Source organism: Pseudomonas sp., from assembly GCF_046581935.1.
In the GTDB taxonomy this organism is placed as follows: domain Bacteria; phylum Pseudomonadota; class Gammaproteobacteria; order Pseudomonadales; family Pseudomonadaceae; genus Aquipseudomonas.
In genome coordinates this window covers 187,965-202,301 of the sequence record NZ_JAYGFK010000003.1, presented here as the reverse complement: position 1 = coordinate 202,301, position 14,337 = coordinate 187,965, and the positions used below count along the sequence as shown (strand labels likewise).

The following is a 14,337-nucleotide window of genomic DNA, read 5'->3' as shown; positions in this document are numbered from 1 at the left end:
TATTGATTTTGGTTAATCGCCAAGCCGGCGTAGCGTGGCCGCCTGACCGCAATTGCTGCTGCGGTCATACGTCGACCGCTGTTGCCGGTTGCCTGCTCACGTGATCGAGGAAGCTGGCTCGTGATCAAGAAAATTCTGATAGCCAACCGCGGTGAAATTGCCGTACGTATCGTGCGGGCTTGTGCCGAAATGGGCATTCGCTCAGTGGCGGTTTATTCCGATGCCGACCGTCAGGCCTTGCACGTGAAGCGTGCTGACGAGGCTCACGGGATTGGTGATGACCCGCTGGCTGGCTACCTGAACCCGCGCAAGCTGGTCAATCTGGCGGTGGAAACCGGCTGTGACGCGCTGCATCCCGGCTATGGCTTTCTGTCGGAAAACGCCGAGTTGGCGGAAATCTGCGCCGAGCGCGGGATCAAGTTTATCGGTCCTAGCGCCGAAGTGATCCGCCGTATGGGCGACAAGACCGAAGCGCGGCGCAGCATGATCAAGGCTGGCGTGCCGGTTACCCCCGGCACCGAAGGCAACGTGGCGGATATCGCCGAAGCGCTGCTTGAAGGCGACCGTATTGGTTACCCGGTGATGCTCAAGGCTACCTCCGGTGGTGGCGGTCGCGGTATTCGCCGTTGCAACAGCCGTGAAGAACTCGAACAAGCGTTCCCCCGAGTGATTTCTGAAGCCACCAAGGCCTTTGGTTCGGCAGAAGTGTTCCTGGAAAAATGCATCGTCAACCCCAAGCACATCGAGGCGCAGATCCTCGGTGACAGCTTCGGCAACGTGGTGCATCTATTCGAGCGCGATTGCTCGATCCAGCGGCGTAACCAGAAGCTCATCGAAATAGCCCCAAGCCCCCAGCTAACCCCTGAGCAGCGCGCCTATATCGGCGACCTCGCCGTGCGCGCGGCCAAAGCGGTGGGCTACGAGAACGCCGGCACCGTGGAGTTCCTGCTCGCGGAAGGCGAGGTGTACTTCATGGAGATGAACACCCGGGTGCAGGTGGAGCACACCATCACCGAGGAAATCACCGGGATTGATATCGTCCGCGAGCAGATCCGCATCGCCTCCGGCCTGGAACTGTCGGTCAAGCAGGAAGACATCATCCACCGTGGTTTCGCTTTGCAGTTTCGGATCAACGCCGAAGACCCGAAGAACAACTTTCTGCCCTCGTTCGGCAAGATCACCCGTTACTACGCCCCCGGCGGCCCTGGCGTGCGCACCGATACGGCGATCTACACCGGTTACACCATTCCGCCGTACTACGACTCCATGTGCCTGAAGCTGATCGTCTGGGCGCTGACCTGGGAAGAGGCGCTGGCCCGTGGTCTACGCGCCCTGGATGACATGCGCGTGCAAGGGGTGAAAACCACCGCCGCCTATTACCAGGAAATCCTGCGTAACCCGGAATTCCGTAGCGGCCAGTTCAACACCAGCTTCGTTGAGGCACACCCGGAGCTGACCGAGTACTCGATCAAACGCAACCCGTCGCACCTGGCCATTGCCATCGCCACCGCCATTGCTGCCCACGCCGGCCTGTAGGGGAAGGAATCACAACATGAACAAAAAGATTACCGTCACCGATACCATCCTGCGCGATGCTCACCAGTCGATCATCGCCACGCGCATGCGTCTGGACGACATGCTGCCGATTTGCGCCAAGCTTGATCAGGTTGGTTACTGGTCGCTGGAAGTCTGGGGCGGCGCGACCTTCGATGCCTGCGTGCGCTTTCTCAAGGAAGACCCGTGGGAGCGCCTGCGCAAGCTGAAAGCAGGTTTGCCGAATACCCGTCTGCAGATGCTTCTGCGTGGGCAGAACCTGCTCGGCTATCGCCATTACAGCGATGACGTAGTCAAGGCTTTCGTGGCCAAGGCCGCCGTCAACGGTATCGATGTGTTCCGTATCTTCGATGCGATGAATGACGTGCGTAATCTGCGTGTGTCCATCGAGGCGGTGAAGGCTGCCGGCAAACATGCCCAGGGCACTATTGCCTACACCACCAGCCCAGTGCACACCGTCGCGGCCTTTGTGAAGCAGGCCAAGGCCATGCAGGCCATGGGCATCGACTCCATCGCGATCAAGGATATGGCCGGCCTGCTGACCCCATACGCCACCGCCGATCTGGTGCGGGCGTTGAAGGCAGAAGTCGACCTGCCGGTGTTTATCCACAGCCACGACACTGCTGGTCTCGGCTCGATGTGCCAGCTCAAAGCTATCGAGGCCGGTGCCGACCATATCGACACGGCCATCTCCAGCTTCGCCTGGGGCACCAGCCATCCGGGCACCGAGTCGATGGTTGCCGCGCTCAAGGGCAGCGAATACGACACTGGCCTGGACCTGGCGCTGATCCAGGAAATCGGCCTGTACTTCCACGCCGTGCGCAAGAAGTACCACCAGTTTGAAAGCGAGTTCACCACCGTGGACACCCGTGTGCAGGTCAATCAGGTGCCCGGCGGGATGATTTCCAACCTGGCCAACCAGCTCAAGGAGCAGGGCGCGCTAAACCGCATGAACGAAGTGCTGGCGGAGATTCCGCGGGTGCGTGAAGACCTCGGCTTTCCGCCGCTGGTCACGCCGACCTCGCAGATCGTCGGTACCCAGGCGTTCTTCAACGTGCTCGCCGGTGAGCGCTACAAGACCATCACCAACGAGGTCAAGCTCTACCTGCAAGGCCGTTATGGCCAGGCACCGGGCAAGGTCAACGAGCAGTTGCGCAAGCAGGCGATTGGCAGCGAAGAAGTGATCGAAGTGCGTCCGGCCGACCTGATTCCTCCGGAGCTGGCCAAGTTGCGCGGTGAAATCGGCGCGCTGGCTTCGTGCGAAGAGGACGTGCTGACCTACGCCATGTTCCCGGACATCGGCCGCAAATTCCTCGAAGAACGCGCCGCTGGCACCCTTGTCCCCGAAGTGCTGCTGCCGATCCCGGAAGCCGGTGGCGTAGCGGCGGCCGGTGGCGAAGGCGTGCCGACCGAGTTTGTGGTGGATGTGCACGGTGAAAGCTACCGCGTGGATATCACCGGCGTCGGGGTGAAGAGCGACGGCAAGCGGCACTTCTACCTGTCCGTCGACGGTATGCCGGAAGAGGTGGTGTTCGAGCCGCTGAACGACTTTGTTGCTGGCAGCTCAGGCAAACGTAAGCAAGCCAGCGCACCGGGCGATGTCAGCACCAGCATGCCGGGCAATATCGTCGATGTGCTGGTCAAGGTCGGCGACACAGTTAAGGCTGGCCAGGCGGTGCTGATCAGCGAAGCAATGAAGATGGAAACCGAAATCCAAGCACCGATTGCCGGCACCGTGAAGGCGCTGCACGTGGCCAAGGGCGACCGGGTCAATCCGGGCGATGTATTGGTGGAAATCGAAGGTTAACCTCGGAGGCCCCGCTGTTTGAACAGGCATTTGAACGGTTTTTTGGGGCCTCTTTTTACACGGCTGGCGTGGCGTTAAGCGGCGTCGGCAAGGATTTTGGGCAAGTGCCCGAGTCCCTGGGAGCCGAATGGCTCCCTTTTTTTCGGTTATGCCCCACAGTTCAGGGGTTGGCTGGTTACAGCAGGAGCCTGGACAAAGCTGCGGGTATCAGCACGCGCGCGGTAGGGGCATAACCTTTTATTCAGGCAGATGGTGAGGCAGCGAGCGCCAGCGCTGCGGTTCACGCGGCTCGTGGTGAGGCGCTGGCAGTCGTTTTCGCTTGTCGGTTATCTGCGCCCAGAGAGGGTTTACCGGGCGTTCAGATAGGCCTTGCCGTAATGCCGTTCGAGGCGCGCCTGGAGCAATTCCAGGCCGATCGACAGCAGCCAGTAGATCAGCGCTGCGGTGGTCAGCATCTCGATATAGCGGTACGAGGAGCGGCCGTAGGACTGCGCCAGGAACATCACCTCCCAAACGCCCATCACCGAGATCAGCGAGGAGTCCTTGAGCATTGAGATGAACTGGTTGGCCGAGGGCGGAATGATGGTGCGCATGGCCTGTGGCAGGGTCACCCGCCAGAAGATCACTGCCGGCTTGAGGCCCAGAGCCAGTGAGGCTTCGCGCTGGCCCGTCGACACGCCGATGATGCCTGCGCGGAAAATCTCGCTCAGGTAAGCGCCGTAGTTCAGCGACAGGGCGATCACCCCGGCGGTGATCGCGCCTGGCACTACGCCCAACTGCGGCAGGCCGAGGTAGATCAGCATGATCTGGATCAGCAACGGTGTACCCCGGAAGAACGAGGCGTAGAAACTGGCGATACCGAACGCCACGGCGCTTTTCGACAGTCGCGCCAGGGCGGTGGCAAAACCCAGCGCCAGCGAGGCGAAAATCGAGCAGAAGCAGACGAACAGGGTTAGCGCCGCACCCTGCAGGAAGCCGTTGGGTGCCAGCTGTAAGCCGAGCAGGAACGGCAGCTTCTCCTGGATGATCGAGAACTTCAGATCAAAGGTCAGGAAGAACGCCACGCACAGGGCGAGCATTACTGCCCAGGTCAGGTACAGGCGGGTGCGAAAACCGAACAGGCGGGCCAGCGGGGCCACGCGCGGTTCGGCGGCGCGTGGCGGCTGTGGGGCTTGGCTCATTGGCTAATGTCAGCGCCGATCCACTTTTGTGAGAGCGCGGCCAGGGTGCCATCGGCTTTCAGCTCGGCAAATACCGCACGAACCTTGGCGTCCCATTCGGCATCGCCTTTCTCGATGGCCACCGAGTTAGGTTCGAGGTACAGCGGCGCACCGGCTAGCTTGAAGCGGTCGTCCTGATCCAGGCGCGGCTGGGCGCTGACCAGGTTGGTGATCATGGCATCCAGACGCACACCAGCGCCCAGGGCCAAATCCTGGAAGGCGACGTTATCTGAGTCGTATGGCGCGGCCTGGACGTTATCGAAGGGATACTCCAGCTTGGTGTCCTCTGCGCCTTCGATGACCAGGTTCTTGTTCACGTAGCTTTCATAGCTGGAGGCGCTGACCAAGCCGACCTTCTTGCCGCTAAGGTCTTTGGCCGAGGCAATGCCTTGCTGGTCTTTGTGCACCACGATCACCGCCGGCGAGGCGTAATACTCCACCGGGAAGTCGAAGACTTCGGCGCGGGCCTTGCTCGCGGTCATCGAGCAGATGCAGATGTCATAGCGGCCACCCCAGCGGCCAGCGGCGATCACATCCCAGGACGGCGTTTCGAAACGTGCTTTGACGCCCAGCTTTTCTGCAAAGGCCTTGGCCACATCAACGTCGAAACCGTCGAGCTGGTTTTGCTCGTTAAGAAAGGAGAACGGCGGGTAGCTCTCCATCAGCACGTTGACCACTTCCTGATTCTTTTCGACGCGATCAAGGGTGGCGCCGGCCAGTGCTTGGGTGGATGCAGCCAGTACGGTGAGGCCCAAGGCCAATAGCATGTGCAGTTTCACGAGAATCCCTTGAAGCGAAAGTGGTTGTGGAGTGCCAAGGCGGGCGTATTAAATAGTTATAGAGAAAGCTCTGATAGTGAGTTTTTTTCATAACCATATAAGCAGGCAGCATATGAGCGCAAACCCGGTGGTAATTCTTGATGGCGGCATGGGCCGTGAACTGCAACGGCGTGGTGCTCCTTTTCGCCAGCCCGAGTGGTCGGCCCTGGCCTTGAGCGAGGCTCCTGAGCAGGTGGTGGCTGTGCATGCGGCCTATATTGCCGCTGGTGCTCAGGTGATCACCAGTAACAGTTATGCGGTGGTGCCGTTCCACATCGGTGAGGCGCGCTTTGCTGCCGAGGGGCTGGCCCTGGCTGACACGGCTGGGCGTTTGGCGCGCCAGGCCGCAGAGGCATCCGGTGGCAAAGCACTGGTGGCTGGCTCATTGCCGCCGCTGTTCGGTTCCTACCGCCCGGATCTGTTCGAGGCGAGCCGAGTTAACCATGTGTTGGCCCCTCTGGTGGCCGGCCTGGCTCCGCATGTCGACCTGTGGTTGGCGGAAACCCAGAGCGCCACGGCCGAAGCGCGTGCTATTCGTGCTGGGGTACCGGCTGATGGCAAGCCGTTCTGGTTGTCTTTCACCCTGCAAGATGAGGACACCGATGAGGTGCCGCGCCTGCGCTCTGGTGAGCCTGTAGCAGAAGCCGCTGCGGTCGCGGCTGAGCTGGGTGTTGCCGTGCTGCTGTTCAACTGCAGCCAGCCGGAAGTGATCGGCGGGGCCATCGATGCCGCGCGTGAGACCTTCACGCGCCTGGGCGTGCAGGTGGCCATCGGCGCTTACGCCAATGCCTTCCCGCCGCAGCCAAAAGAGGCGACTGCCAATGATGGCCTTGATCCGCTGCGCGATGACCTCGACCCGCCCGGCTACCTGCACTGGGCCGCAGATTGGCGTGCGCGTGGTGCCAGCCACCTGGGCGGCTGCTGCGGCATTGGCCCTGAGCATATCGCCGTGCTGGCGCAACAGTTGCGCTGAGCCGCTGTGCTTTGTCGGCGGCGTCGGGCGTCTAGCAGGCAATGCCCGGACGCCGTCCGGGGTTGCCGGCGAGCCTAAGCATGCAAGCGCTGTTGAATGAAATTCTCGACCAAGTCCGGCCGTTGATCGGTCAGGGCAAAGTGGCTGACTACATCCCAGCGCTGGCCGATGTGTCGGCCAACCAGCTGGGAATCGCGGTGTACAGCAACGATGGCGAGCTTTACTGCGCCGGTGATGCGCACACGCCGTTCTCCGTGCAGAGCATTTCCAAGGTATTCAGCCTAGTGCAGGCCATCCAGCATTCCGGCGAGGATATCTGGCAGCGCCTGGGCCATGAGCCGTCTGGCCAGCCGTTCAACTCCCTAGTGCAGTTGGAGTTTGAGCGTGGCAAGCCGCGCAATCCGTTTATCAATGCCGGCGCACTGGTGATCTGCGACATCAACCAGTCACGCTTTGCCGCGCCGGTGTTGTCGATGCGCGATTTCGTGCGGCGTTTGGCGGGCAATCCCGAGATTGTGGTTGACGGTAAGGTGGCCGACTCGGAATACCAGCACCGCGCGCGCAACGCGGCAGCCGCTTACCTGATGCAGGCGTTCGGCAATTTTCACAACGATGTGGAAGCGGTGCTGCGCAGTTACTTCAGTTACTGCGCGCTGCGCATGAGCTGCGCTGATCTGGCGCGCGCGTTCTGCTTTCTGGCGAACGACGGCTTCTGCAAGCACAGCGGCGAGCAGGTTCTTACGGCGCGGCAGAGCAAGCAGGTCAACGCGATCATGGCCACCAGCGGCTTGTATGACGAGGCTGGTAATTTTGCCTACCGCGTCGGCTTGCCGGGCAAGAGTGGCGTCGGTGGCGGGATTATCGCGGTAGTGCCGGGGCAGTTCAGCGTGTGTGTGTGGTCGCCGGAGCTGAACGCCGCGGGCAACTCCCTGGCCGGCATCAAAGCGCTGGAGCTGCTCAGTGAGCGGATCGGCTGGTCGGTGTTTTAGGGTGGATCGGTTTCGCGCCGCTTGTGTAGGGTGGGTTAGTGACGCAGAGGCTAATCGGCAAGGACAGTTACGTAATCGGTGTGGCACGTAACCCACCAAGCGATGTTCGGCCTGCCACCGCTGGTGGGTTACGGCGCAACTGACTTCGCAGCAGCAGAGAGTCCATGCATATGCGCCTAACCTACCCTACAAAGCTGCTGGTGCGCCGCGTAACCCATCTACGACTCCATACCATCACCCTGCTATCAACTCCTTGGCCGCCTGCCGGTGATCAGCGACCAACTGGGCCACATCCAGCCCTTCGATCTGCCCATCGATCACCCGCCATTGGCCGCCGATCATCATCCGGTCGGCCTTGTCGGCGCCGCACAGCAGCAATGCGGAGATTGGATCGTGGCTGCCGGAGAAGCGCAATTCATCCAGCTTGAACAAGGCCAGGTCGGCCTGTTTGCCGACCGCCAGCTCGCCAATGTCGGTGCGGCCGAGCAGCTTGGCCGAGCCCTTGCTGGCCCAGCCGAGCACCAACTCCGGGGTGATTTTCTCGGCACCGTAGCGCAGGCGTTGGATATACAGAGCCTGACGCGCTTCAAGGATCATGTTCGAGGCATCGTTGGAGGCCGAGCCATCGACGCCGATGCCGATGGGCGCGCCGGCTGCGGCTAAATCAAGGGTTGGGCAAATACCTGAGGCCAGGCGCATGTTCGAACTGGGGCAATGGCAAATGCCGGTGCCGGCTGTGCCGAGGCGTTCGATTTCATCCGGGTTGAAGTGGATGCCGTGGGCCAGCCAGGTACGCGAGCTGAGCCAGCCGACGCTGTCCAGATAATCCACGGTACGCAGGCCGAAGCGTTGCAGGCAGAAGTCTTCTTCGTCCAAGGTTTCTGCCAGGTGGGTGTGCAGGCGCACGTCGAGTGCTTCAGCCAGTTCAGCGCTCTGGCGCATGATTTCCTGAGTTACCGAGAACGGTGAGCAGGGTGCCAGGGCAATCTGGATCTGCGCGCCGTCGCCGCGCTGGTGGTATTGCCTGATCAGCCGCTCGCTGTCGGCCAGGATCACTTCACCTTGCTGTACGGTTTGCTGCGGCGGCAGGCCACCGTCCGCTTCGCCCAGGCTCATCGAACCACGCGTGAGCATGGCGCGCATACCCAGTTCGCGGACTGCCTCGACCTGCACGTCGATGGCGTTTTCCAGGCCACCGGGGAACAGGTAGTGATGGTCCGCCGCCGTGCTGCAGCCGGACAGCAGCAGTTCGGCCAAGGCCACCTTGCTGGCCAGGGCGAGCTTCTCCGGAGTCAGGCGTGCCCACACCGGGTACAGGGTTTTCAGCCAGGGGAACAACGGCTGATTGACCACCGGACCCCAGGCGCGGGTGAGGGTTTGGTAGAAGTGGTGGTGGGTGTTGATCAGCCCCGGCAGGACCACATGCTCGCGGGCATCGAAGGTTTGCTCGCAGGGCCGGGACGGCTGCTGGCCGGCCTTGAGCAGTTCGCTGATTACGCCATTTTCAATGACCAGGCCGCCGGCAGCGTCGAGGTTGTTGGCGGTGAAGATGGCGAGGGGGTTTTTGATCCAGATACGCGTAGCAGCCATTGAGTTGGCTCCTCTGAAGGTGGGTTCAGGTTAGCCAGCTCAGTTTTTCCCTGTCTGCTGATCCAGGTACGCGGCGGCGCAGTGGCCGGGCGTGGTGCCGACGATAGCGCCGTGTTTTGCCCGCTGCAAGAGCAGTGGGCGCAGTGTTGCTCGTCAGAGCAGCTTGCGGTATTGCAAGAAGCCTGAGCGCTCGGCGATGCGTTCATACAGCAGCATGGCTTTGCTGTTGCTCTCATGGGTCAGCCAGTAGGTGCGTGAGCAGCCTTGGGCTTTGGCTTGCTGGTAGACGTACTCGATCAGCTTGCGCCCGGCACCGCTGCTGCGTACGTCCTTGGCGATAAACAGATCCTGCAGGTAGCAGTAGTCGCCTTCGGTCCAGGTTGAGCGGTGGCAGATCCAGTGCACCAGGCCAATGGCTTGGCCTTCATGCCAGGCCAAGGCCGCGTGCATGGGCTCGGCCGGGTCGAGGAAGCGTTGCCAAGTAAGGTCGCTGGTCGCGGCGGCGATCTCGGTCATGTAGAAGCGTTGGTAGCTCTGCCACAGCGGCAGCCAGGCCGCGTGGTCGGCGTCGGTGATGGGACGGATTTCGACAGGAATACGGATGGGCATAAAGCGGATCTCCTCTTCGACTGGCACGGGCAATTAGTCACTGCAAACAGGGTAGATGCTTTGACCTCATTTGCAGTGATTGATGCCGTCAGGGTCGTATTGCATTACTTACTGGCGCGGTACTCGGCCCTGAGCAGGGCTTCGTCTTCACGCGAGCACAGCGCGGGCTGCTGGCTGCTCATATCGAAGCAGCGCTGGCCAAAGCCCATTGGCCAATAAATGATGCTGTAGGGCGGCCAGAAGATCGACACCACGCGAAAGCGCGTGCGCAGCTTGCCTTCAGACAGGGTTGCGCCGGTTGCGCTGGTCAATTTGTACGGCACACCAGCGGTGCGGTTCCAAAAGAACGGGCGGGTTTTCACCAAGCCTTGTGAGTACTGTGTTGGGCGCTCGTTAATGCTGATGGTGCTCTGCTCTGGCAGCTTGAAGAAGGCCTTGGTGGAGCAGCCGGTGATGGCCAGAGCGAGCAGCAGGAAAGAGATAAAGCGAAGCGGTGACATGCAGGTACGTCCTTGTAAGGCGGGTGGCTGGATTTCTCTAGGCCGGCGCGCGAGTTGCCGGGGGCGCGACTATAGCGACTTGCCTGTCGGCAAGCCGCTACTTATTCGGCTCGCTCACCACATAGATCCAGAGTGAACCAGTGTTCCACTTCGGCTTGGCCAAGGCCTGCACCAAGCAGGGCGAACAACTTGCCCAGGGCTGCTTCACGGGTCATGCCACCGGCAGAAATCAGCCCGGCGCTGGCCAGTTGGCTGCCGGCGGCATACACGCCGAACTCGACATGGCCGTGCGGGCACTGGCTGATCGCGGCGAGTACTACGCCTTGATCATGCGCGGCCTTGAGTACGTTGAGCAGTTCAGCATCATCCGCCGGGCCGGTGCCGCTGCCGTAGCATTCCAGCAGCAAACCTTTTACGCCGCTGTCGAGCAGGGCGCGCACATGGCTGGCCTGGATGCCGGGGTAGAACGGCAGTACGGCCAGGTTGACCGGCTGGCGTGACTGGCGGTAGTCGATGCTGGCTGGGATGCTGTCGGCACGCGCACTTTGGCGCTGGCGCGGCAGCACGTGGAAGGCGTCGAAGGCATCGCTGCGCAGCTTGCTGACGCGCGCGCCATGCAGCAGCGCGCCATTGAAATACAGGTGCACGCCTGGCGCTATGCCCGCTTGCAGGGCGCGCATGGCACCGAACAGGTTACCCCAGGCATCGCTGCCCTCGGCGCCGGCTGGCAGCATCGAGCCGCTGAGAATGACCGGGATCGGCAAACCGAGCAGGAGAAAACTCAGGGCCGCGGCGCTGTAGGCCAGGGTGTCGGTGCCGTGCAGCAGCAGTACGCCGTCGCAACCGTCCTGCTCGATACCGGCGCGAATCGCCGTGACCATCGCCAGCCAGTTGTGCTGGGTCATATTGGCGCTGTCGATTGGCGGTAGCAGCTCGGCGAAGGTCCATTGCGGTAGCGGCTGAGCTTCCAGCTGTTGCTGGTTGCGCAAGCGTGCTTCGAAGCCGGACGCTGGGGCCAGGCCGTTGGCGCTCATCAGCATGCCGATGGTGCCACCGGTGTAGAGCACTAGGAGTTTTTTACAGCCCATCAGGAGGCCTCCACTTTTCATTGTTCTTATAAGCAAACAGGGGGCTAAGCCCCCTGTTTAATACATCTTTTCTAGCAGCTTAGCGTTGGTGCGCTGGGGTGCCGTCTTGCATTTGGTTCGCCTGCGCTGGGGCGCTGTTCGACTGAGCAGCCCAGACTTCTGGATCGAGGTCCAGGTCGGCGAAATTCTTCGCGTCCAGTACCGGCGACTCAACGCCCGCCTTGATTTGGCTATCGTAATCGCGCATCAGGCGCAGGCCGACCTTGAACAGCAGGGCCAGGGCAATCAGGTTAGCGATGGCCAGCAAGCCCATGGTCACGTCCGCGAAGGCGAATACGGTGCCCAGGTCCTGCATCGAGCCCCAGAGTATCAGGACGATTACCAGCACACGGTAGACCAGTACCGGTGCGCGCTTTTTGCTGAAGAAGCCCAAGGCGTTTTCGCCGAGGTAGTAGTTATAGATCAGGGTGGTGAACACGAACATCAGCAGGGCGACGGTGACGAACACCCGGCCCCACTCACCGACCACGCTGGCTACGGCGGTTTGGGTCAGCACCACACCGGCGATGTCCATGCCTGGCTGATAAACGCCCGACAGCAGGATGATCAACGCGGTGCAGCTGCACAGGATGATGGTGTCGATAAATACGCTGAGCGACTGCACGATGCCCTGTGCAACCGGGTGCTTAACCTCGGCAACAGCAGCAACGTTCGGTGCACTACCCAGGCCGGCTTCGTTGGAGAACAGGCCGCGTTTTACGCCCATGATGATCGCTGCGCCGATACCGCCAGCAAATGCTGGCTCCAGGCCGAAGGCGCTGTTGAAGATCAGCTTAAAGGTGGCCGGGATAGCGTCAACGTTGCTGCCGATCACGAACAGCGCCATAGCGATGTAGGCAAACGCCATGACGGGTACCAGCACGTCAGCGAACTTGGCGATGCGCTTGATGCCGCCGAAGATGATCATGCCGATTACTGCGGTCAGGATCAGGCCGCTAACATAAGTCGGCATGCCGAAGGTGTCATGCATCGAGCTGGCGACGGTGTAGGACTGCACCGCGTTGAAGCCGAAACCGAAGGTTACCAGCAGCAGGATCGACACAACGATACCCAACCAACGCTGGCCGAGGCCGTGCTCAATGTAGAAGGCTGGGCCACCGCGATAACCGCCATCAGGTTCACGGCGCTTGTACAGCTGAGCCAGGGAGCATTCGAAGTAGCTGGTGGCCATGCCGACCAGTGCTACAACCCACATCCAGAAGATTGCACCAGGGCCGCCGAGCATGATCGCTACCGACACACCGGCGATGTTGCCAGCGCCTACGCGGCCGGCGACTGACAGCATCAGCGCCTGGAACGAGCTGAGTTGGCCTGGCTGACGCTCAAAGGCTTCGGAAAAAATGCGGAACATGCTACCGAAGTAGCGAAATTGGACGAAACGCGAGGCGATGGTGAAGTACAGACCAAGGCCAATCAGCATCACGATCAGGAGCTTGCTCCAGATCAGGTCGTTGAGAATATCGAGCATGGCGGTCAAGTCTCTCTTGTTGTTTTGTGAAGGAAATGTGGCCGGGTACAAATGGTTGAGCAGGCGCGTTTCTGGTGCAATTTCGCGGGTGGCGGCTATCTGATGCGAGTTGATGCTAGAATCGCGCCGCTCGCATCACCAGGAAATCCGTTATGTCCGACTACCTAGGGCTCAATCTCAAGCTGTTGTGCAGCCATTACCGGTCGATTGCCGAGGTGTGCCGCAAACTGGCGATCAATCGCGCCCAGTTCAACAAATACCTCAGCGGACAGAGTCGGCCGACGGCCTACAACCTCAAACGGATTTGCGATTTCTTCGGCGTCGAAGCCTACGAACTGAGTTTGCCGGCTGAGCAGTTCGCCGACCTGATTGGTGCGCGCAGCAGCAGTCAGGAGGTGCGGGTCAGCAGTGATCCCTTGATGGAGTTTTTTCAGCCCCTGGGCGAGTACTCCAACAGCTTGTCGCGCTATTGCGGTTACTACTTCGAGTACGCCAACTGCATGTCGGTACCGGGGCAGATTCTGCTCTCGCTGGTGCAGCTACGTGAGGAGCGCGGCAGCTTCCTATTCGAGCGCCAGGAGCGCCAAGAGCCCTCGCGCGCGGCCAGCGGCAAGGCCGAAGATTGGGTGCGTTGCCGTTACCTGGGGGCGGCGTTCTACCTGCAGGATCGTTTATTTCTGATCGATTACGAGTCGCTGACCGGCAACGAGATGACCCAAACCATCCTCATCCCCAGCTTTAAAAGCCGCATTAGCCGGCTTAACGGCTTGAAAACCGGCGTGTCCAGCGGCGACCTGCGGACCCCTGCCTGTACTCGGGTGGTGTGGGAGTTTCTCGGCAACGACATCAACCGGGTCAACGCCTACCGCCAGGTGATGCTCTACAGCCCGGATGACCCGCGCATCGACGCCGATATCCGGCAGCGCTTGGCCGGTGCGCAGATCCGAAATGGCTTGTTTGAGATCGATTAAAAAGGCTTAGCCGCGTAGCTGCTCCAGACGCTGCTTTTGCTGGCCATTAGTGTCGAAATTATCCACTGCCAACCAGCGCTCATAACCAGCGGCCAGGGCTGGCCATTCGCTGTCGATAATCGAATACCAGGCGGTATCACGGTTGCGGTCCTTGAACACCCTGTGCTGACGGAAAAGCCCTTCATAGCTAAAGCCGAAGCGCTCGGCGGCGCGCTTGGAGCGGGCGTTGTCGTTATTACATTTCCATTCCAGGCGGCGGTAGCCATTGTCGAACGCGTGCTTGGCCAGCAGGTAGATCACTTCAGTGGCCTGCACGCTGCGCTGCATCACGCTGCCGAAACAGACGTGGCCGATTTCGATACTGCCATGTTCCACGGCGATGCTCAGGTAGCTGAGCACGCCCTGCACCTGGCCGCTGCGTTGTTCGACCACCGCGAAAAACAGCGGGTCTTGGCTGGCGGCATTGTGGTTGAGCCAGGCATTGAAGTCCGCGCGCTCGTTGAAGGGGCCGTAAGGCAGGTAATCCCAGAGCAGCGGGTCGGCGTCCGGGCCTTGCAGGGCTTGCCACAGGTCGTCGCCATGGCGTGCCGGGTCGAGTGCTTCAAGGCGCACGCTGCGTCCTTGCAGGGTGTTGCGGCTGGGTGCGTTGACGGTTTGCCAGTTGAGGGGCGGCGTAAGGCTCATGGGTCG

Annotated in this window: 13 protein-coding genes; 5 read left to right on the top strand and 8 right to left on the bottom strand. The window is 61.0% G+C overall.

Going from position 1 to position 14,337, the window contains the following annotated elements; translation table 11 throughout:
• The first annotated feature begins 120 nt into the window (after positions 1-120).
• Both VCA57_RS02965 and oadA read left to right on the top strand, forming a co-directional pair.
• The gene (locus VCA57_RS02965; RefSeq protein WP_411183470.1) at positions 121-1,536 is read left to right on the top strand and encodes an acetyl-CoA carboxylase biotin carboxylase subunit; all 1,416 of its coding nucleotides are present in this window, start codon (positions 121-123) and stop codon (positions 1,534-1,536) included.
• A 16-nt stretch (positions 1,537-1,552) separates the two neighbouring features.
• On the top strand, positions 1,553-3,361 hold the full coding sequence (gene oadA / locus VCA57_RS02960) for a sodium-extruding oxaloacetate decarboxylase subunit alpha (RefSeq protein WP_411183469.1): 1,809 nt from the start codon (positions 1,553-1,555) through the stop codon (positions 3,359-3,361).
• A 347-nt stretch (positions 3,362-3,708) separates the two neighbouring features.
• Here oadA and VCA57_RS02955 read toward each other — a convergent pair whose 3' ends face one another.
• Positions 3,709-4,542, bottom strand: a complete 834-nt coding sequence (locus VCA57_RS02955; protein ID WP_411183468.1) for an amino acid ABC transporter permease — start codon at positions 4,540-4,542, stop codon at positions 3,709-3,711.
• Positions 4,539-5,360, bottom strand: a complete 822-nt coding sequence (locus VCA57_RS02950; RefSeq protein ID WP_411183467.1) for an ABC transporter substrate-binding protein — start codon at positions 5,358-5,360, stop codon at positions 4,539-4,541. Before VCA57_RS02950 ends, VCA57_RS02955 begins: the two co-directional genes overlap by 4 nt.
• A 112-nt stretch (positions 5,361-5,472) precedes the next feature.
• Here VCA57_RS02950 and VCA57_RS02945 point away from each other — a divergent pair, with 112 nt between their 5' ends.
• On the top strand, positions 5,473-6,372 hold the full coding sequence (locus VCA57_RS02945) for a homocysteine S-methyltransferase family protein (protein ID WP_411183466.1): 900 nt from the start codon (positions 5,473-5,475) through the stop codon (positions 6,370-6,372).
• Between the two features lie 80 nt (positions 6,373-6,452).
• Entirely contained in the window at positions 6,453-7,361 is a 909-nt protein-coding gene (glsB, locus tag VCA57_RS02940; protein WP_411183465.1) for a glutaminase B, read from the top strand.
• Between the two features lie 234 nt (positions 7,362-7,595).
• Here the strand turns inward: glsB and VCA57_RS02935 are convergent, their stop codons facing one another.
• The 5 genes from VCA57_RS02935 to VCA57_RS02915 all read right to left on the bottom strand — a co-directional run bounded on the left by VCA57_RS02935 (position 7,596) and on the right by VCA57_RS02915 (position 12,676).
• A complete protein-coding gene (locus VCA57_RS02935) occupies positions 7,596-8,951 on the bottom strand; it encodes an 8-oxoguanine deaminase (protein WP_411183464.1) in 1,356 nt (451 codons plus the stop codon).
• A gap of 153 nt (positions 8,952-9,104) precedes the next feature.
• The gene (locus VCA57_RS02930; RefSeq protein WP_411183463.1) at positions 9,105-9,560 is read right to left on the bottom strand and encodes a GNAT family N-acetyltransferase; all 456 of its coding nucleotides are present in this window, start codon (positions 9,558-9,560) and stop codon (positions 9,105-9,107) included.
• A 104-nt stretch (positions 9,561-9,664) separates the two neighbouring features.
• The gene (locus VCA57_RS02925; RefSeq protein ID WP_411183462.1) at positions 9,665-10,060 is read right to left on the bottom strand and encodes a hypothetical protein; all 396 of its coding nucleotides are present in this window, start codon (positions 10,058-10,060) and stop codon (positions 9,665-9,667) included.
• Positions 10,061-10,161: 101 nt separating this feature from the next.
• Positions 10,162-11,148 carry an asparaginase gene (locus VCA57_RS02920; protein ID WP_411183461.1) on the bottom strand — a complete coding sequence of 329 codons (987 nt, stop codon included), beginning with the start codon at positions 11,146-11,148 and terminating at the stop codon, positions 10,162-10,164.
• A gap of 79 nt (positions 11,149-11,227) precedes the next feature.
• Positions 11,228-12,676, bottom strand: coding sequence for an alanine/glycine:cation symporter family protein (locus VCA57_RS02915; protein ID WP_411183460.1), 1,449 nt, complete (start codon positions 12,674-12,676; stop codon positions 11,228-11,230).
• 152 nt (positions 12,677-12,828) lie between these two features.
• Between VCA57_RS02915 and VCA57_RS02910 the strand changes: the two genes are divergently transcribed.
• Positions 12,829-13,647, top strand: coding sequence for a helix-turn-helix domain-containing protein (locus tag VCA57_RS02910; RefSeq protein WP_411183459.1), 819 nt, complete (start codon positions 12,829-12,831; stop codon positions 13,645-13,647).
• A 6-nt stretch (positions 13,648-13,653) separates the two neighbouring features.
• On the opposite strand, the gene VCA57_RS02905 is transcribed toward VCA57_RS02910, so the two are convergent.
• Complete coding sequence (locus VCA57_RS02905; RefSeq protein WP_411183458.1) at positions 13,654-14,331, bottom strand: GNAT family N-acetyltransferase; 678 nt, start codon at positions 14,329-14,331, stop codon at positions 13,654-13,656.
• Between the last annotated feature and the right edge of the window lie 6 nt (positions 14,332-14,337).